Raw genomic sequence first — 18,812 nt, forward strand, 5'->3', positions numbered from 1 at the left:
AGGAGTAGGGGGCTCGTCCACGTCTTCTGTTTTCCAGGTCCGCGCTCGGTACACAGTGGAGGCCGACCAGAAAACTGCCGCGACCTCGGCGATGGCGGAACTCGAGGCCTACACGGGACTGGCCGATGGCTCTAGTTGTCCAGGGTGGTAAACCACTGGGTGGCGGCATGGTCGAAGGCGTCGTGATCGGGGGTGCCGCTGGCCCATGCCACGACGCCGTCCGGTCGGACCAGTAGGGCCGCCAGCCCGAGGCTGTTGCGCACCGGACCGGCTGCGTACTGGATCCGGCTCTCCCATACCTGAGCCACGCCCTGCAGCGCGCGGTCGGTGGTGAAGTCGAGCGCGACGCCCTGGCCTTTGTGCAGCAGGTCGCCGAGGCGGGTGCCGTCGTCGAAGCGGAAGTCCGGGGCGCTGCGGCCGACGAGCGGGTGCTCATTGCCGAGGTCGTAGTGGTTGAACAGGCCCGATGTCCTGCGGTACACCTGGGTCGTCCCGTCGGGCGTGCTCATCACATCGTGGATCAGCTGGCGCAGCGCGGGGGCGTTGGGGCCCGGCTTCATCGTTGCCACCTGGGCTCGGGACCAGTCGAGTACCGCGGCGCCGATGGGGTGTCGCTCGCTTGTGTAGCTGTCGAGCAGGCCTGTGGGCGCTTGTCCGTGCACGGTGGCGGCGAGCTTCCAGCCCAGGTTCATGGCGTCGCCGATGCCGAGGTTGAGCCCCTGCCCGCCCAGCGGCGAGTGGATGTGCGCGGCGTCGCCGGCAAGCAGGACGCGGCCCTTGCGGTAGGTCGTCGCTTGCATCGCGCGGTCGGTGAAACTGGAGGCGAGGTGGACCTCGTCCAGCGTCACGTCGGTGCCGCAGATACGGCGCAACACCGTCTGGAGGTGGTCGCGGGTCAGCGGCCGGGATCGGTCGAAGGTGCCACCGTCGAAGTCCATCATGCCCAGATACCCCTCGAGGGGCGTGCGCAAATACATGCCGTTCGGTGTCAGATTGAACCCGAGGGGCAGTTGCTCGGGGTCGGCGAAGGTGACCTGGGCGACGTAGCCGGTGAACAACGGCTCGGTGCCGAGAAAGCTGAAGTCCGCGAGCTCGCGGACTGCGCTGCGCCCGCCGTCGCATCCGACCAGCCAGCGCGCCCGATGCTGCTGCCCTCCCGCCGTGGCGAGGATGCCTTCGTCGTCCTGGCTCACGGCCGTGACGGGAACACCCCGGACGATCTCCACGCCGCGCGCGCAAGCCTGCTCGCCCAGCACTGCCACGACCGCTTCCATGCTTGTCATGAAGCCTTCCATCGCCGGACTGGGCAGCCGGAACGGGAGGGCGGCCGTGTCGATATCGGCAACATCGAGCGTCATGCCCGCGAAATGGCTCAGCTCCCGCGGAGCCGGCGCCTCGACCGCGTCAGGATCCGCGCCAACCTTGTCCGGGGTGACGCCGGAAGCCTTCACCATCGTCTCCAGCAGCCCGCGGCGGTAGAACGTCTCGGCGGACCCGGCGTTCAGGCCCCTCAATCCGAGCGGGAGCGCCTTCAACGCCGGGTTGGGGTCTTGGTCCCGCTCGAGTACGAGGACCGAACAGCCGGACAGCGCCAGCTCGTTCGCCAGGAACAGGCCGGCCGGGCCTGCGCCCGCGATTACTACGTCGTGCATGAGATTTCCCTTCTGAAACCAAGGCGTGGGGTGCCCGGCTCGATGCGGCGGGTCAGCACAGGCGGGTGAGGCTGTCGACGACGATGGCGATACCGGTGAGGAACTGCTCGCGGTCGTCGTGCTCTCTTGCCTGGCCGGCAATGGCGTGGATGAACGGGTAGTCCTCGGGGTCGAGTCGCTGCCATGCCGCGAAGGTCGCGTCGAAGAAGTCCTCGCGGTCGGCCTGGGGATCGATCGCTGAGGTGTCGCCTTCGATGCGGGCGTTCTGGCTGACCGCCCCGAGGATGTAGTGCACGAGCGTCGAGGCAGCGTCGAACCAGTGGGCTCGCGGCACGCCCAAAGCATCCACCTGCCGGCCGATCCGCTCGAAGACCTCCACTGTCACCAGGCCGACCGGGTTGCGGATGATCTGGAGAGTCAGCCGCGTAGCGAGCCACTGGTGCTCCGCGATCGCATCGAACAAGGCCAGCGCAACGACGCGGATCTCGTCCGCCGGATCTGCTCCCGCCCGGGCAGGCTTGGTCGCCAGAGCGGCCGTGACGATCGTCTCGGTCGCTGTGTCCAGGAGATCGTCTCGCTTGCCCACGTGATAGGAGATAGCACCGGATCCGGTGGACAGACGCTCACTCAGCGCCCGGACGGTCAGCGCGCCCTCTCCGCCCGCATCGAGCAGCTCGATTGCGGCCTCGATGATCTGCTCCCGGGAGAGCACCTGATTACGCCGCTCGGACCGGCTTGCTCGCGTTGGCATACATCGACGATGCCATATTTGGTGCAATGTGCCAAGTTGGAGCAGTGCACCAAATTGGCGTATCATCGTCCATCTTGGCGCACTGCACCAAAACGGGTCGGCGAACACATCGCCCTGCTCATGAGGGAGTCACCTTGAAAACTGTCACGATCATCGGCGCCGGACTCGGCGGACTGACACTGGCCCGTGTCCTGCACGTCCACGGCATCGTTGCCGAGGTCTACGAAGCCGAAGCCTCCCCGCAAGCGCGGGCCCAGGGCGGAATGCTCGACATCCACGACTACAACGGGCAGCTCGCCCTCCAGGCGGCGGGCCTTGTGGACGAGTTCCGCGCGATCACTCTCGAAGGACGCCAGGCGATGCGCGCCCTGGCACAGGACGGCAGCGTCCTGTTCGAGAAAGCCGACGACGGCACCGGGGGCCGCCCGGAAACTCAGCGCGCGGACCTGCGCCGAATACTCCTCCACGCCCTGCCCGAAGGTACCGTTCGCTGGGGCTGCAGGGCCACCAGCGCCAGGAGCCTCGGCGACGGTCGCCATGAGGTGAGGTTCGCCGACGGCAGCACCCTGACCACGAGCCTGCTGGTCGGCGCCGATGGCGCCTGGTCGCGCATCCGCCCGCTGCTATCAGCGGCGATCCCCGCCTACGCCGGCACATCCTTCGTGGAGACATACCTGTTCCACGCCGACACCCGGCACCCCGCCACCGCGAAGGCGGTCGGCGGCGGTTCGATGTTCGCCCCGGCACCGGACAGAGGGATCAACGCGCACCGTGAACGCGGTGACACCCTGCACGCCTACGTCTCGCTCACTAGGCCACTGGAGTGGTTCGACGGCATCGACTTCTCCGATCCGGCCGCGGCTGCCGCCCGCGTCGCGTCCGAGTTCGACGGCTGGGCACCCGAACTGACCGCGCTGATAACCGACTCCGACACACCACCGGTCCTGCGCCCGCACTACGCCCTGCCCGAGAGGCATCAGTGGCAGCGGACGCCCGGGGTGACCCTGGTCGGCGACGCCGCCCACCTACAGGCCCCTAACGGTGAGGGAGCGAACTGGGCCATGTGCGACGGCGCCGAGCTCGCCAACGCCCTCGCGGCCCACCCCGACGACATCGAGGCAAGCCTCGACACCTACGAGCAGGCCATGTTCACCCGGATGAGCCAGGCCGATACCGAGACAGCCAAGCACCTCGAGGAAACCTTCGGCGATGCTATCCCCGAAAGCCTTCTCGCTCTGATGCCCGGAACGCCGACAACACCATAGGTGACGACGTTGTCAGATGAACGCAGCGAGTAGCAGGCGCAATGGCCCGCTACTTCGTCGGCGGCGCGGCGACGACGAGACCCTTCTGCCCGATGGGCAGGGTCGGATGAACAAGTTCGAGCATAGTCGAATCTACTGATCACCCTCGGCCGATGCGCACCCATCGCAGGACGGATCGAGATCGAATGGGGCAGTGAACAATACGAGCCCGGCAGGTTCGGCCATCCCATCGGAGACGCGCGGGTGGCTGAATCCGAGGCAGTCTCGTTGAGTTGAGGCATTGTGGGATTTGTCTCCTGTGGTCGAGGCAGTGTGGCCAGCGCCGGGACCACGCACGTTCACGGTGTCGGTGAAGTCTCCGTAACCTCGGTTTCAGCCGCCCACCTCGACCGCGCGGCGTAGGTCGCGGGTGTAAGCGGCGGGCTGTTCCCAGGCTGCGAAGTGGCCGCCGGCAGGGTGTTCCACATAGTCGCAAACGTTCAGGAATGCCTCGGCGTAGCTTCGCGGCTCGGGTTTGATGTCGCGCGGGAACACTGAGAGCACGGTCGGCGTGTCGATCCGGTCAGGGAGGGTGACCGGTTCGACATAGGTGGCGAACGAGGTGCCGATCGTGCCGGTGATCCAGTAGGCGGTGACCCAGGTGAGAAGCTCGTCCGTGGTGAAGGCTGATTCGTCGGACCAGGACTCCAGTTTCTCGACGATCCACGCCGCGAGGCCGGCGGGTGAGTCGCCGAGGGCGGCGGCGAGCGTGTTCGGCCGCGTCGACTGCTCCGCGATGTACCCGCCCTCGGTCCGGAACCACTGCGCCGCCCGGTCGAGGTAGGCCGCCGCGTCGGGTGCGAGATTCGCCGGGTCCGCCGTGAGCGCACGCCGCGGGGCGATATTCGTGAGGTGCAGGGCAGCCACGCGGTCGGGATGTTCGGCCGCGAGGATTTCCGCGACGGTGCCACCTACGTCGCCGCCGGATACCGTGTACCGCAAGTAACCGAGCTCATCCAGAGCGTCCGCGACGATCCCGGCGATCCGGTTGACCGACATGCCGGACATGGTCACCGGAGCCGCGAACGGGAAACCCGGCAGCGCGGGCACCACCACGTGTAGGTCCGCGAGCAGGGGGAGGACGCGCTCGAACCGCAACACCGAATCCGGCCAGCCATGTAGGAGCACGACAACCGGAGCGTCGGGATTCGCGGACCGCTGGTGGATCACCCGCAGGTCGGTGTCGCCCGCTTGTACTGTCGCCCAAGGGAACTCGCTGATGCGGCGCTCGTGTACGTCCCACTCGTACCCGTTCGCCCAGCGTTCGAGCAGTTCGTCGAGGTGGGTGCCGCTGATGCCACGCGTCCCATCGCTACTCCACGGGCTCGTGACACGCCGCGTCCGCTGGAGTCGGTCCCGTATCGCGTCACTCATGTGTATCAGCGTACACATGAGGTGTATGATCGTACACATGACCTCGCGCAGTGCGGCTGCCACCAGGCAACGAATCCTGGAGCACGCCCAACGTCAGTTCGCCGAGCGCGGCTACGCGGCGATCACAGTGAAAGGCGTGTCGGATGCGGCCGGGGTGTCGCCCAACCTCATCACGCGCTATTTCGGCGGCAAGGATGGGCTTTTCCTAGCCGCGACCCAGGTGGAAATCCCGGTCTCGGACTCCTTCGGCGGCGACCGTTCCGCGCTGGGTTCTCGCCTGGCGGCGAGTATCGTCCAGCGCTGGTTCGGTTCACCCGGGCAGGATCCGCTGCTCGTGCTGCAACGCGCGTCCGGCGAACGCCCGGAGGCGGCGGAGGCGCTGGCTGCCTTCCTCGACACGAACTCGCTGGAACCGTTGCACCGCTACCTGCGCGACAGCGGCCTGGAGGACACGGACGCCCGCAGCCGCGCCGCAGCGATCGATGCCTTTGTGCTCGGCGTCTCGACCCGTCGCCGGGTCCTGCGTTCCGAACTCGACGATCCCGCTGACCTCCAAGCCTGGCTGAGTGTCACCATCCAACGCCTGGCCGACGGGTGACGCACGACAGCGAGAAGCACTGAAACTCCGCATCCGGTCAGCACCATGCGGTCCGGTCCTCGGCATCTGCCCGACCATCGCGATCACGGCCCCCGCGCCCAAGGGCGGATTCCGGAGGTAGCCGCGGAATGCAAGTGCGTCGGCGGGGCCGAAGTCGCGCCAGTCCAGTTGCTCTCGAGCCAGGAATGAGAACCAGCCGTTCGAGGTCGTAGCCGTCGGCGCACAGGATCGCGGCCAGCGGGGGTATGGGAGGTCACGACGTGCTCGATGCGGCGGTGACCGCTGTCGGTCGTCTTCGCGCCTTCGGGGAAATGCCGCGATCTGCCTACGTAGAGGGCCCGCTGAGTGCGGGCTCTTTTCGTGTCCGGCTCAGAATGATCTGGGTGAGCCGGGTCTCGTTGGGATGCTCAGGGGCGTACGCCGTCGAGAGCGAGGCGAAGCAGGCGGCGTGCCGCTGCGGAATCACCTTCGGCCACCAGGGAAATGGCCGTAACCAGGGTCAGTAGATCATCCGGGGCGACCTCGGGCCGGAGCGCGTCCACCGCGAGCGCTCGATCCATCAGGCTCACCGTCGCCTCGCGCACCATGCCGTGGCAGCTGTCGCCGGGTGACGCGACGTCATCCGCACATGCCTCCAGCGCCACGGTCAAGCCGCGGGTTTCCGCGGCGGAGATGGTCAGCTCTTCGAGCCAGGTGAACAGTCCCGTCCGGGGGTCACCGGCGGACAACTCGTCTCCCCGTCGGCGAAGGCGCTCGACGACATCGTGGAAGACCTCTTCGAGCAACGCGCGCCGGGAGGGGAAGTGCCGGTGCAAGGTGGCCGAACCAACACCGGCCCTGCGGGCCACTTCCTCGAAGGAGACCTGAGCTCCGCTTCGGGCAATGAGCTTCGTGGCCGTCGCGACGAGCTGCTCGTGATTGCGTTGCCAGTCTGCCCGCTGCGGCCTCGGCCCACTCGTCGCCATCGGCACGTACCTCTCATTAGACAAATGGGGAATCACCCCATATCGTAGCCAAAGACAAAATGGGGGACTACCCCATTTATCGTTAACGGAGGATCACTGTGTCTACATCACCGTCGTTCGTGCTGGTCACTGGCGCAACCGGCAAGCAAGGAGGTGCCGCGGCCCGCGCGCTGCTGGCCTCCGGTATCGCGGTCCGCGCCCTGGTGCGAGACACCGACTCCGAGCACGCCGCCGCCCTCGACGATCTCGGCGCCACTCTGGTACGCGGCGACTTCGACGACGTGACGTCGTTGACGGCGGCCCTCGACGGCGCTCACGCGGTGTTCTCGGTGCAGACGCCGGACATGACCGACCCGACGGGTGACTCCGAAGTCCGCCACGGGCGCAACCTGGTCACGGCCGCTCAGGCGGCGAGGATCGGGCACTTCGTGCACAGCTCGGTGTCAGGCACCGGCACAGTCGACGTCGAGCATTTCGACGAGCAGCGATGGGGTTCCTTCACGCGGCACTACTACCGCAGCAAGGCCGAGGTCGAGGCTCTTGTGCGCGCCGCGGGCTTCCCGCAGTGGACGATCTTGAGGCCGGCCACGTTCATGGAGAACTTTGTCCGGCCGTCGATCTACTTCGACGCCCTGACCTCGGACCGGCTGTTCGTCGCCGTCGACCTCGATATTGCGCATCCCTTCGTCGCGGTAGCGGACATCGGAGCGGCCGCCGCCGAGGCTTTCGCAGAGCCTGATCGTTTCCATGGGATCGAACTCGAACTGGCCGGTGACGTCCTGACCTTCCGCGACGCCGCGCAAATCCTGTCCGAAGTCCTCGACACAGACATCGAGCTTCCCGCCGACCCGGAACAGGTTCGGGTGGAGGGCCTGCACCCGGCGCTGTTTCAGGCGCAGCAGTACATGAGCGCGCATCCCGCGCCTGCGCGTCCGGAGTTCGCCGCGGACCTGGGTGTATCGCGGACAGCCTTCAACGACTGGGCGAAGGCCTCCTTGCGCAGCTGATCTCCAGGGGCCGCGGCGCTGAACTGGGCAGGGGTGCTGCGCGAGAATCTGGACGAACTCGACGTCAGCCGCCGAATCCGCCGTCGATGTTCAAACTGGTACCGGTGATGTAGGCGGCGTCGGGCCCGGCGAGGAAGGATACAAAAGCGCCGACCTCCGCCGTAGTCGCGAATCGGTCTACCGCCATCACGCCGAGCATGGCCGATGCGGCCGGTCCGTCGGCGGGGTTGGCGTCGGTGTCGACCGGGCCTGGCTGGATGTTGTTGATGGTGATGCCTCGCGGGGCGAGCTCACGTGCGAGCCCACGGGTCAGGCTGGCCAACGCGCCCTTGGTCATGGCATAGATCGACCCGCCGGGGAAAGGCATGCGATCGGCGTTGATGCTGCCGATATTGACGATCCGACCGCCATCGCCCAAGTGTGCCAGTGATTCTCGGATGGCCACGATGGCCGAGCGCACGTTCACCGTCAGCATCGCGTCGATCTCTGTCATCGTCAGGTCGGTGATCTCGGTGAAACTTCCGACACCGGCGTTGTTGACCAGGATGTCGAGGCCACCGAACCGGTCGACGGTCTGCGCGACCGCGGACACGACATCGTCCTCGACCAGGCTGTCCGCGCGGATGGCGTAGACGATGCCTCCGGTCGCGGCCGCGGCGGCGGACACGTCCTGTGCGCGTTCTTCGGAGTTCGCGTAGGTGAATGCCACCCGCGCGCCGTCGGCCGCCAGCCGGGCGACGATTCCGGCGCCGACGCCCCGGGATCCTCCTGTCACCAGTGCGGTCTTGCCTTCGAGAGGTCCTGCCACCATGTTGCGTCGTCCTTGCGTCGAGTTATGGAGTGGTCCCTCAAAAATTGCAGAGGAGTCGTGGTCTTGTCAATTCTTGAGTGTTCCCTCCATAACTGGTACGTTCGAGACATGGCCAGGCCCAGAAAGTTCGACGAGCAGGCTGTGCTCACCGTCGCGCGAGCACGGTTCTGGCGCGACGGGTACGCGGCGACCTCGGTCCAAGACCTCACTGACGCGACCGGAGTCGGAACACAGAGCCTGTACGGGGCGTTCGGCAACAAGCACGACTTGTTCATCCGGATCCTGGAGGGCTACTGCGCCCGGCAGTCCGCGGGCCTCGCGGCCGCCCTGGACGCCGACCCGAGTCCATGGCACGGGCTCACCTCTGCGGTCACCTTCGACGACGGTGGCCGCCTGGATCTGCCGCCGCAAGGCTGCCTGATGGCCAACAGTGCCGCGGCCCTGAGCTCCCAGGACGAGCAGGTCCGAGCCCTGGCCTGCCAGGCCTACTTCGGAACGCTCGACCTGTTCATGGGACAGATCAACCAGGCGAAGGAAGCCGGTGACGTCGATGCCGGCATCGACGCGGAGCAGACCGCTCGCGCGCTGATCGCCGTGATGCAGGGAATCGAATTCCTATACAAGTCAGGCATCGGCCCCGACGAGCTGCACCTCGCCAAGGCCGCCGCGTTGACGATGATCGAACGCGCCTTCACGCGCTGACCACCCACCACTGCCGCTGCCGCCATCCACAGGGGAGACACCCATGACAACGATCGGCATCATCGGCGCGGGCGAGATCGGAAGCCAGATCGCTCGGGCGGCCATCGCGACCGGTTACGACGTCGTCATCGCCAACTCGCGCGGACCCGAAACTCTCCAAGGCCTGATCGCCGAACTAGGCCCATCGGCGCGCGCCGCGACTGCGGCCGGGGCCGCGGCTGCCGGTGACTTCGTCGTGGTGGCCGTGCCGCTCGAGCTGATCAACAATATGCCCGTCGATCAGCTCGTGGGAAAGATCGTGCTCGACACGAACAATTACATGGCCTGGCGCGATGGCCGGTTCTCGGTTGTCGAATCGGGCGAGAAGACAGTTCACGAGCTGCGCCAGGATCACCTACCTACATCCAAGGTAGTCAAGGCTTTCACTCACATCCAGGCTCCCCGCATCACCACCGCGGGGAGGCCGGCGGGGACTCCGGGCCGGCTGGCGTTGTCGGCCTCGAGCGACTTTCCCGAAGCCGTGAATCTCGTGACGCGACTGTATGACCAGTTCGGCTTCGACACCGTCGACAACAGCCCGCTGCGCGAATCCTGGCGCAGCGGTCCCGGCCAGCCCGCTTGGGTTGCGCACGAGTCCCAGACTCGTGCGGAGCTGATCGCCAACCTCGCCGCCGCGCGACGAAATGTCGTGGCCTGAAGGCTGACTCGGCGTGGCAGCGGGTTCCTGCCAGGTTCAGTCGCGCGGCAGCATGCCGACGAGTGCCGCGGTGAAGGAGTGCCGCAGGGCGTCGCGCAACTCCATGTGGAACACGCCGAGGGCGGGCTCGTCCGCGTAGGCGGCGAGGACGCTGGGTGGCGGTGGGACGTAGGCCGACAGCGCACCCGCTGAGACCAGGCTCATCAGGCAGAACAGGGGTGCCTCGTCGCCGAGCTCCGGCAGGTGACGGCGCACGAGATCGGACATGGTCGCGAGCAACGTGAGGGATGAACGCTTGTGCCGCTTGACCACCTCGACCGAGATGTTGTGCTCGAGGATGCCGCCCTTCGCGCCGAAGAGGTCGCAGAGCACCACCCGCTCCGCCAGTGACCGGCTGAGAATCTCGGCCAGCTGACCGGCCCGCGCTTGCGGCGCCGCCTGCGCCTCGACGCCTGCGGATAGTTCGTTCGCCAGCTGCGCGAGCCAGCTCTCGAGGAAGATGTCGAGCAGTTCGAGCAGCACCGCCTCGCGCGACTCGAAATACCGCAGGACGTTCGACTTGGCCAGGCCCACCCGCCTGCTGAGTTCATTGAGGGTCACCTCGGCCACTGGCATCTCGTCGAGCATCGCCGCCGCCGTGTCCAGGATTGCCCGGCGGCGGATCTCTCGCTGCTCCTTGTTGCGTGCCCGTTGAAAGCTCACGCCCTCACTCTAGCTTGGAGACCACCGGTCCCTTGACAGTAGACCGTCGGTCTCTTATGGTTGTCTCCATAAGAGACCGATGGTTCTTAACGACGAGGAGTACGTCATGAGCGGCAACTGGACCGAGCAGCACATCCCCGACCAGCACGGACGGGTGGCGATCGTGACCGGCGCCAACACCGGGCTGGGTTTCGAGACCGCCCGAATGCTCGCCGAACGCGGGGCGGGGGTGGTTCTGGCCGTCCGCGACATCGACAAGGGCAGGCAGGCGGCCGCCCGCATCACCGGCGACGTCACCGTCCAAGCCCTCGACCTGACCTCTCTGGACTCGATCCGGTCCGCGGCGGCAGACCTACGCGCCGCCCACCCGCGCATCGACCTCCTCATCAACAATGCGGGGGTGATGTACACGCCTCGGCAGAGCACCGCCGACGGCTTCGAGTTGCAGTTCGGCACCAATCACCTCGGTCACTTCGCCCTCACCGGCCTGCTGCTGGACCGGATCCTGCCTGTTCCCGGCTCCCGCATCGTCACGGTCAGCAGCACCGGCCACCGCATCCAGGCTGCTATCCACTTCGACGACCTGCAGTGGGAGCGCTCGTACAGTCGCGTCCGCGCCTACGGCCAGTCCAAACTCGCCAACCTGCTGTTCACCTACGAACTGCAGCGCCGGCTCGCATCACACGGCGCTACCGTCGCAGTCGCCGCCCATCCCGGGGTCTCCAATACCGAACTCATGCGCAATACGCCCGCCGCGCTGCGCCTGCCCGTCACCTGGCTCGCGCCGCTGCTCACCCAGAAGGCCGAAATGGGTGCCCTGCCCACTCTGCGCGCAGCCACCGACTTGGCCGTCACCGGTGGGCAGTACTATGGCCCCGGCGATCGCCTGGAGATCCGCGGGTATCCGAAGCTGGTCACTTCCAGCCCCGACTCCCACGACGACGCGGTCCAGCAGCGCCTGTGGGCCGTCTCCGAGGAGCTCACCGGCGTCACGTTCCCCCTCGGTCTGGCCGAGCGGTAGCCCGCAGGGACTCGACCGAGCCCGGCATGGGGAAGCTGTCGTCGGCACAGCCGCCCGAGGCGTCAGAACCGGCGTTGGCTCGTCGCCTACCCGGAAACCCCCACCCGTTCGCCACCGGCGCCAGCATCGCGTTCACCGACCTTGCGCGGCGGCCACCGGGCACCTCCGCCGGTCCTAGGTGAAGCGGTCCGGGGTCGTCGCCCGCTGCCCGAGCGCTATCCGCAGCTGGCCGAGCAGCACCTTCGCCGCCGGGCCGCCGGGACGGTCGGTGCGCCAGGCGATGGCGAGGCGGCCGTGGATTCGTGGTTCGACGATGGTGAGTGCGCGCACGCCGAACACGGCCGCCTCGGCGGGCGGGAGGGCGGGGACGATCGCGGTGCCGAGACCACGGGCGGCCAGCCGGAGCAGCAAGGGGGGAGCGGCTGCCTCGAAGGCGATGTGCGGGGTGAAACCGGCTGCGGCGCACGAGCGTTCGAAGACCCCGCGCAGTCCGGTCCCGACCGGCAGGCAGATGAGCCGCCGATCGGCCAACGCCGCCAGGGTGATCGTGCCCGCCGACTCGGTGGGGTCGGCCGGTGCGTCGAGCGCGACGGCGGCGACGAGGGGCGTCTCCAGGATCACCTCGAGGCCGATGTCGGGATCCGGTGCGGCGCCGGTCAATCCGACCAGGGCGATGTCGAGCTCGCCGCGTTCGAGTGCGGCCAGCATCCGCTCGGCGGTGTCCTCGGTGAGGCTGATGGCGACCTGTGGATGGTCGTGGTGGAAATCGGCGAGCACGCCGGCGACATCGAATTCCTCGGTGGCCGCACCGGAGATCACCCCGAGCCGCACGTGCCCGCGCAGCAGTCCGGCGAATTCCTGCACGGTCTCGCCGATCCGGTCGGCCGCCGCCAGGGCGGCCCGCGCGTGTTCGAGCACGGCGGTCCCGACCTCGGTGGGCGTCACCGTGCGGGCGCCACGGTCGAGCAGGCGCTGGCCGAGCTCACGTTCGAGCTGCCTGATCTGGGCGCTCAGGCCCGGCTGCGTCAGGTGCAGCCGCTCGGCCGCCCGCGTGAAGCCGCCCTCGTCGACCACGGTGACGAAGTACCGGAGTTGCCGCAGTTCCATCCGGCAATTCTAGCTACTTGCCATAATGATCTGTTATCGCTGCGAGAAGAACTATCTGTTGTACTTCTGATCGGCGCGGCGGCACAGTCGAAGGCATGGCCGAGAACGCATCGCAGACCATCGAATCCCTCCGTGTCACCGGCCCGGTGTTCACACCCGCCGACGCGGGTTATGCCGAGGAGGTCGCCGGATTCCAGACCGCCTACACCCACCGCCCCGCCTTGGTCGTCGGCGCGGTACACGCCGAGGACGTCAGGTCGGCGGTGGAATACGCCGCCCGGCAGGGACTTCCGGTGGCGGTGCAGGCGACCGGGCACGGCCTCTCGGTGGCGGCGGATCGTGGCGTGCTGATCACGACCCGGCGCATGGACGCCATCGCGATCGACCCGCGAGCCCGCACCGCCCGCATCGGTGCCGGGGTCCGCGCGGGCGCGCTGGTCGAGGCCGCGGCCGTGCACGGCCTGGCTCCGCTCAACGGTTCCTCGCCGTCGGTCGGCGTCGCCGGGTACGTGCTCGGCGGTGGCCTCGGCCTGCTGGCTCGCGAATTCGGTTATGCCGCAGACCATGTGCGCTCGATCGAGCTGGTGACCGCCGACGGCCGGATGCGCACCCTCACCCCGGCCGACGAACTGTTCGGCGTCGTGCTCGGCTCCGGTGGCAACTTCGGCGTGGTGACCGGCCTCGAGCTCGACCTGGTGCCCGTCACCGAGGTCTACGGCGGCCAGCTGATCTTCGACACCCCGCTGGTCGACACCGCGCTCGAGACCTGGCGGCAGTGGACCGCGACGCTGCCGGACACGCTCACCTCGACGATCGCCGTCGTCACCTACCCGGACATCCCGCCGGTGCCGGAACCCTTGCGCGGCAGGCACGTCGCCTCGATCCGGATCGCCTTCCACGGCCCGGCCGAGGACGGCGAGCGCCTGGTGGCCCCGCTGCGGGCGATCGGCGACCGGCTGCGCGACGACCTGCGCACCATGCCCTACACCGCATCGCACACCATCCACAGCGACCCGGACTTCCCGCACGCCTACGCCGCGACCAACGCACTGCTCACGGAACTCACCGCCGACGGGCTCGCGGCGCTGCGCGACCTGACCGCGCCCGGTGGGCCGGTCGAGGCGGTCGTCGATATCCGTCACCTCGGCGGGGCATTGCGCCGGGGCACGGGAGTCGCGGTCGATCACCGGGAGGCCGGCTACGTCGTGCGGGTCATCACCGATGCCGGAGTGGGTGACGCCGCCCCCGCCGGACTGGCCGCAGTGCGAGAAGCCCTGGCGCCGTGGACTGCCGGGCACAGCCTCGCCTTCCTCTACGGTGCGGGCGCGGCGGCGAACGCGGCGCAGACCGCAGCGGGATACGCGCCCGAGACCTACGCCCGGCTGGTCGCGGCGAAAGCGAAGTACGACCCGCACAACATGTTCCGCTTCAACCGCACTCTCGCGCCCGCGTAGCCGCAGGGGCCCGCGCCTTGTCGATTCGCCCGATTTCTACTATCTTGGTGATATCACTCAGATATCGGGAGGATGTCATGGAACTGCGGTCCGCATTCCGCGTCAACGGATTCGTCGTGCTGCTGGGGTGGCTGCTGTTCACCCTGGCCTTCGCCGCGGCGGCCGTCGTCGCCTTCATCGCCGCCACCCAGCACGACGGGGGAGCACTGGCCTGGGTGGGCGCGGCGGCCGCGACGCTCGCGGTGCTGATCGTGCTGCTGCTCGCCACGGGGCTGATCATCGTCGACCCCAACGAGGCCAAGGTCGTCACGTTCTTCGGCCGCTACATCGGCTCGGTCAGCGACCCGGGCTTCTACTCGGTGGTGCCGCTGGCCGACCGTAAGTCGATCTCGCTGCGGGTGCGTAACTTCGAGACCCAGAAGCTGAAGGTCAACGACGCCGACGGCAATCCGGTCGAGATCGCGGCGGTGGTCGTCTACAAGGTGGTCGACAGCTTCAAGGCCGCCTTCGCCGTCGACGACTACGAGGAGTACGTCGAGACCCAGTCCGAGGCGGCCGTACGCCATCTGGCGACCACCCACCCCTACGACGCCCACGACGCCGCCCGCACCAGCCTGCGCGACGGTGCCGAAGTGGCCGAGGAACTCACCGAGGAACTGCGCGAACGCACGCTCACCGCGGGGATCGAGGTCATCGAGGCCCGGATCACCCACCTCGCCTACGCCCCGGAGATCGCCCAGGCCATGCTGGTGCGCCAGCAGGCCGACCAGGTGGTGGCCGCCCGCACCCGGATCGTCGAAGGCGCGGTCGGCATGGTCGGATTGGCGCTGGACCGGCTCGCCGAAGCGGGCACCGTCGAACTCGACGAGGAACGCAAGGCCACCATGGTGTCCAACCTGCTGGTCGTGCTCTGCGGTGACCGGGCCATCCAGCCGGTCGTCAACACCGGATCCCTCTACTCCTGAGGCTTCATGACCGCGCAGAAGAAGGAACCCAAGAAGGTCCTGCTGCGGCTCGATCCGGCCGTCCACGAGGCAATCGCCACGTGGGCGGCCGACGATCTGCGCAGCGTCAACTCCCAGATCGAATACGCCCTGCGCCTGGCCCTCGCCCAGGTGGGCCGAAAACCCAAGCAGCAGTAGGGGCCCGGCGTCCACGGCCGGCGTTTGTGATCGGTCACGAATCCTGGCCTGCCTACTTCGGCGCGTGTGCGCGATTCCGCCGCGACGACGCGCTCTGTCGCGCACCGGGACAACCGAAGTGGACCGCGCCGGTAAGTTGGATCGGTGCCCATCTCGTTCGACATTCCTGGAATGCAGCAGTTGGACAACACGACCTGGGGGAATCCGGCCACTCGTGATGTCGTCGCGTTGACCTATGTCAACGGCAGACCAGACCTGCCCGCCCGGCTGCACGACCTGCCACGGCTGCGCAAGCGCCTCGCCGAGCATCACGCGCGCACCGGCTGTCTCATCGAGGCGTTCGTGGTGTGGGTCGACCAGCTGCCCGCACTGCTGCGCGTGGAGAAGACCCAGCTGTCGGGTCCGCGCCGCGAGCTCGTCTTCGCCGCCTCGATCGTGGTGCCCAAGGACCGGTGCTCGGCGGTGTTCCAGATCATCTGCCCGGAAACCGGCATCCCGGGGCTGCGGGAGACCACCATCGGCGCCCAGGTGCATCGCAGCGAGATGTGCCCGCCGCACCCGTACGCGCCGGGCCTGCGTGGGCGGCTGCCCTACCTGCTGTCCGACGACGTCCGGTTCGACCCCGTGTTCCCCGAGCACGCCTTGACCCGGGCCCGCCGCTGGATCGCCGACACCGTGCCCAAGGTGCGGGTCGCCCCCGAGTTCGCGGCGCTGCCCGCGTTCTAAGCAGGCTTCTCGGTGACGAAGATCGCGGTGCCGGGGAAGATCTCCCCGCGCAGCGGTGACCACTGACCCCACTCCCGGTCCAGCCACTCCGGCCACTCCGGTTCGACGATGTCGAGCAGGGTCAGGCCGGCGCCGACGATCTCGCGGACCCGGTCACCGATGGTGCGATGGTGCTCGACATAGGTCGCCACACCCTCGTCGTCGGCCTCCACATAGGGCGTGCGGTCGAAATAGGAGATCTGGGCGAGCAGACCCTTCTCGCCCGGATCGTCGAGGAAGATCCAGCGCATCGGATGGTTCACCGAGAACACCCAGCGCCCGCCCGGCCGCAGTACCCGGGCGACCTCGCGCATCACCAGCGCCGAATCGGCCACGAACGGCACCCCGCCGAAGGCCGAGCAGGCCAGATCGAAGGACGCGTCGGCGAAGGGCAGCGCCTCCGCGCCCGCCTGCACCAGCGGCACCCGCGGACCGCCGCGCGCCATCGCCGCCTGCCCGCGCGCGAGCATGCCGCGCGAGAGATCCAGCCCGACCGGATGCGCGCCCTGGCCGGCCAGCCAGCGCGAACACGGCGCCGACCCGCAGCCGATCTCGAGCACCGACCGGCCGGTGAGCTCGCCGAGGAAGTGCATATCGCCCTCGTGCAGGCCCTCGGGGCACCAGACGAACTCGCCGCCGGGGGAGTCGACGCCGAGGAAGTCGGCGTGGGTCTGGTGATACTGATCGGCGTCGGCGTCCCACCAGCGCCTGCTGGCCCGCTCGCTGTCGGCGGAATCGATCTTGGTTCGGGTGGTCGCTGAGGTTCCCAGCAGCGCGTTCGCCTGCGCGTGGCGTTCGTCGTCGGACACGACGATCAGGGTATCGGCGCGGCGCGGGGGGTGGTTTGCCCGGCTCTGTGCGGGTCGCGTACGCTGAGGCACGCGAGTGTCTTTCGAGGGGCCTGTAGGCGCGCGAGTCGCGTGCGTACAGTATCCGATGACGGAGTCGCCCGTGCTGAGTTCGATCATCAGCAAGTGCGACGTGCGATACTTTCCGAGTATCCTTCGTCGCCTCGTCGCGGTGATCTCGCAGCGTACCGAAAGTTCCAATGTCCGCAACCGACCACAATCCGTCCGGAGCAAACCCACATATGCCCACCACCGTCACCTCGCCGCAGGTAGCCGTCAACGACATCGGCTCCGCCGAGGACTTCCTCGCCGCCATCGACGCCACGATCAAGTACTTCAACGATGGCGACATCGTCGAAGGCACCATCGTCAAGGTCGATCGTGACGAGGTCCTGCTCGACATCGGTTACAAGACCGAAGGCGTCATCCCCTCCCGTGAGCTCTCCATCAAGCACGATGTCGACCCCAACGAGGTCGTTTCCGTGGGCGATGAGGTCGAGGCCCTGGTTCTCACCAAGGAGGACAAGGAAGGCCGCCTGATCCTGTCGAAGAAGCGGGCGCAGTACGAGCGCGCGTGGGGCACGATCGAGGAGCTCAAGGAGAAGGACGAGGCCGTCAAGGGCACCGTCATCGAGGTCGTCAAGGGCGGCCTGATCCTCGACATCGGCCTCCGTGGCTTCCTGCCCGCCTCGCTCGTCGAGATGCGTCGTGTCCGCGACCTCCAGCCGTACGTCGGCAAGGAGATCGAGGCCAAGATCATCGAGCTCGACAAGAACCGCAACAACGTGGTCCTGTCGCGTCGCGCCTGGCTCGAGCAGACCCAGTCCGAGGTTCGCTCCGAGTTCCTGCACCAGCTGCAGAAGGGCCAGGTCCGCAAGGGTGTGGTCTCCTCGATCGTCAACTTCGGTGCCTTCGTGGACCTGGGTGGCGTCGACGGCCTGGTGCACGTCTCCGAGCTGTCCTGGAAGCACATCGACCACCCGTCCGAGGTCGTCGAGGTCGGCAACGAGGTCACCGTCGAGGTTCTCGACGTCGACCTGGACCGCGAGCGCGTCTCCCTCTCGCTCAAGGCCACCCAGGAAGACCCGTGGCGTCAGTTCGCCCGCACCCACGCGATCGGTCAGATCGTGCCGGGCAAGGTCACCAAGCTGGTTCCGTTCGGTGCGTTCGTGCGCGTCGAAGAGGGCATCGAGGGCCTGGTGCACATCTCCGAGCTGGCCGAGCGCCACGTCGAGGTCCCGGACCAGGTCGTTGCCGTCGGCGACGACGCGATGGTCAAGGTCATCGACATCGACCTGGAGCGTCGCCGGATCTCGCTGTCGCTGAAGCAGGCGAACGAGGACTACCACGCCGAGTTCGACCCGTCGAAGTACGGCATGGCCGACAGCTACGACGACGCGGGCAACTACATCTTCCCCGAGGGCTTCGACCCCGACACCAACGAGTGGCTCGAAGGCTTCGACAAGCAGCGTGAAGAGTGGGAAGGCCGTTACGCCGAGGCCGAGCGTCGCCACAAGATGCACACCGCGCAGATGGAGAAGATGGCAGCCGACGCTGCCGCCGAGGCCGCCAACGGCGGTGCCACCTCGGGCAACTACTCCTCCGAGAGCGGCAGCTCGCAGGCCTCCTCCGGCCCGGCCGAGTCCGCCGGCGGTTCGCTCGCCAGCGATGCCCAGCTCGCGGCTCTGCGGGAGAAGCTCTCCGGCAACGCCTGATTCTGGTAGCAGTTCCACACCGAAGGCCCTGGTCCATTGGACCGGGGCCTTCGGGCTTTCCGGGGCAGCCGTGCGGTGAACACTGAAACGGGCCCGGCGACGTGCTTGGGTTCACGCGGTCGTCGCAACACTCTCGATCTGAGAGGTTGCGGCGACCGTGTCGTTTTCAGGGGATGTGGACCGGTTCGGTGAGCAGT

19 protein-coding genes are annotated in these 18,812 nt (G+C 67.7%); 11 read left to right on the top strand and 8 right to left on the bottom strand.

The features are described from left to right. Positions 1–131: 131 nt before the first annotated feature. A complete protein-coding gene (locus tag ACFXK0_RS24750) occupies positions 132–1,652 on the bottom strand; it encodes an FAD-dependent oxidoreductase (protein ID WP_379413163.1) in 1,521 nt (506 codons plus the stop codon). 52 nt (positions 1,653–1,704) lie between these two features. Beyond that, a complete protein-coding gene (locus ACFXK0_RS24755; protein ID WP_379413165.1) occupies positions 1,705–2,403 on the bottom strand; it encodes a TetR/AcrR family transcriptional regulator in 699 nt (232 codons plus the stop codon). 134 nt (positions 2,404–2,537) lie between these two features. Here ACFXK0_RS24755 and ACFXK0_RS24760 point away from each other — a divergent pair, with 134 nt between their 5' ends. Beyond that, positions 2,538–3,668 carry an FAD-dependent oxidoreductase gene (locus ACFXK0_RS24760; RefSeq protein WP_379413166.1) on the top strand — a complete coding sequence of 377 codons (1,131 nt, stop codon included), beginning with the start codon at positions 2,538–2,540 and terminating at the stop codon, positions 3,666–3,668. 372 nt (positions 3,669–4,040) lie between these two features. Here ACFXK0_RS24760 and ACFXK0_RS24765 read toward each other — a convergent pair whose 3' ends face one another. Continuing rightward, complete coding sequence (locus ACFXK0_RS24765; protein WP_379413167.1) at positions 4,041–5,081, bottom strand: epoxide hydrolase family protein; 1,041 nt, start codon at positions 5,079–5,081, stop codon at positions 4,041–4,043. 37 nt (positions 5,082–5,118) lie between these two features. Here ACFXK0_RS24765 and ACFXK0_RS24770 point away from each other — a divergent pair, with 37 nt between their 5' ends. After that, positions 5,119–5,679 (top strand): TetR/AcrR family transcriptional regulator, encoded by a 561-nt coding sequence (locus tag ACFXK0_RS24770; protein WP_379413169.1) that lies wholly within the window; start codon positions 5,119–5,121, stop codon positions 5,677–5,679. Positions 5,680–6,086: 407 nt separating this feature from the next. On the opposite strand, the gene ACFXK0_RS24775 is transcribed toward ACFXK0_RS24770, so the two are convergent. Beyond that, on the bottom strand, positions 6,087–6,644 hold the full coding sequence (locus ACFXK0_RS24775) for a TetR/AcrR family transcriptional regulator (protein ID WP_379413195.1): 558 nt from the start codon (positions 6,642–6,644) through the stop codon (positions 6,087–6,089). A gap of 119 nt (positions 6,645–6,763) precedes the next feature. Between ACFXK0_RS24775 and ACFXK0_RS24780 the strand changes: the two genes are divergently transcribed. Further along, on the top strand, positions 6,764–7,651 hold the full coding sequence (locus tag ACFXK0_RS24780) for an NmrA family NAD(P)-binding protein (protein ID WP_379413170.1): 888 nt from the start codon (positions 6,764–6,766) through the stop codon (positions 7,649–7,651). A 64-nt stretch (positions 7,652–7,715) separates the two neighbouring features. Here ACFXK0_RS24780 and ACFXK0_RS24785 read toward each other — a convergent pair whose 3' ends face one another. Then, positions 7,716–8,462, bottom strand: a complete 747-nt coding sequence (locus tag ACFXK0_RS24785; RefSeq protein ID WP_379413172.1) for an SDR family oxidoreductase — start codon at positions 8,460–8,462, stop codon at positions 7,716–7,718. A gap of 108 nt (positions 8,463–8,570) precedes the next feature. Between ACFXK0_RS24785 and ACFXK0_RS24790 the strand changes: the two genes are divergently transcribed. Then, positions 8,571–9,164: a TetR/AcrR family transcriptional regulator gene (locus ACFXK0_RS24790; protein ID WP_379413174.1), complete on the top strand. Its 594-nt coding sequence runs from the start codon at positions 8,571–8,573 to the stop codon at positions 9,162–9,164. A gap of 43 nt (positions 9,165–9,207) precedes the next feature. Next, entirely contained in the window at positions 9,208–9,861 is a 654-nt protein-coding gene (locus ACFXK0_RS24795; RefSeq protein WP_379413175.1) for an NADPH-dependent F420 reductase, read from the top strand. 36 nt (positions 9,862–9,897) lie between these two features. On the opposite strand, the gene ACFXK0_RS24800 is transcribed toward ACFXK0_RS24795, so the two are convergent. Beyond that, a complete protein-coding gene (locus ACFXK0_RS24800; protein ID WP_379413177.1) occupies positions 9,898–10,563 on the bottom strand; it encodes a TetR/AcrR family transcriptional regulator in 666 nt (221 codons plus the stop codon). Positions 10,564–10,642: 79 nt separating this feature from the next. On the opposite strand from ACFXK0_RS24800, the gene ACFXK0_RS24805 reads away from it, so the two are divergent. Continuing rightward, the gene (locus ACFXK0_RS24805; protein WP_379413178.1) at positions 10,643–11,584 is read left to right on the top strand and encodes an SDR family NAD(P)-dependent oxidoreductase; all 942 of its coding nucleotides are present in this window, start codon (positions 10,643–10,645) and stop codon (positions 11,582–11,584) included. 174 nt (positions 11,585–11,758) lie between these two features. Here ACFXK0_RS24805 and ACFXK0_RS24810 read toward each other — a convergent pair whose 3' ends face one another. After that, the gene (locus ACFXK0_RS24810) at positions 11,759–12,691 is read right to left on the bottom strand and encodes a LysR family transcriptional regulator (RefSeq protein WP_379413179.1); all 933 of its coding nucleotides are present in this window, start codon (positions 12,689–12,691) and stop codon (positions 11,759–11,761) included. Between the two features lie 95 nt (positions 12,692–12,786). Here ACFXK0_RS24810 and ACFXK0_RS24815 point away from each other — a divergent pair, with 95 nt between their 5' ends. The 4 genes from ACFXK0_RS24815 (at position 12,787) to ACFXK0_RS24830 (ending at position 16,013) form a co-directional block, all read left to right on the top strand. Then, a complete protein-coding gene (locus tag ACFXK0_RS24815) occupies positions 12,787–14,145 on the top strand; it encodes an FAD-binding oxidoreductase (RefSeq protein ID WP_379413181.1) in 1,359 nt (452 codons plus the stop codon). Positions 14,146–14,222: 77 nt separating this feature from the next. After that, complete coding sequence (locus tag ACFXK0_RS24820) at positions 14,223–15,110, top strand: SPFH domain-containing protein (RefSeq protein ID WP_379413182.1); 888 nt, start codon at positions 14,223–14,225, stop codon at positions 15,108–15,110. A 6-nt stretch (positions 15,111–15,116) separates the two neighbouring features. Then, the gene (locus ACFXK0_RS24825) at positions 15,117–15,287 is read left to right on the top strand and encodes a toxin-antitoxin system HicB family antitoxin (RefSeq protein ID WP_379413184.1); all 171 of its coding nucleotides are present in this window, start codon (positions 15,117–15,119) and stop codon (positions 15,285–15,287) included. Positions 15,288–15,458: 171 nt separating this feature from the next. Next, positions 15,459–16,013 carry a hypothetical protein gene (locus tag ACFXK0_RS24830; protein WP_379413186.1) on the top strand — a complete coding sequence of 185 codons (555 nt, stop codon included), beginning with the start codon at positions 15,459–15,461 and terminating at the stop codon, positions 16,011–16,013. Here ACFXK0_RS24830 and ACFXK0_RS24835 read toward each other — a convergent pair. Continuing rightward, positions 16,010–16,861 carry a class I SAM-dependent methyltransferase gene (locus tag ACFXK0_RS24835; RefSeq protein WP_379413187.1) on the bottom strand — a complete coding sequence of 284 codons (852 nt, stop codon included), beginning with the start codon at positions 16,859–16,861 and terminating at the stop codon, positions 16,010–16,012. The two genes, ACFXK0_RS24830 and ACFXK0_RS24835, sit on opposite strands and share 4 nt — an antisense overlap. A gap of 281 nt (positions 16,862–17,142) precedes the next feature. Here ACFXK0_RS24835 and rpsA point away from each other — a divergent pair, with 281 nt between their 5' ends. Beyond that, the gene (gene rpsA, locus ACFXK0_RS24840) at positions 17,143–18,615 is read left to right on the top strand and encodes a 30S ribosomal protein S1 (protein WP_379413189.1); all 1,473 of its coding nucleotides are present in this window, start codon (positions 17,143–17,145) and stop codon (positions 18,613–18,615) included. The last annotated feature ends 197 nt before the right edge of the window (positions 18,616–18,812 follow it).

The sequence above is a fragment of the Nocardia sp. NPDC059177 genome, from assembly GCF_042755165.1.
Classification (GTDB): Bacteria; Actinomycetota; Actinomycetes; order Mycobacteriales; family Mycobacteriaceae; genus Nocardia.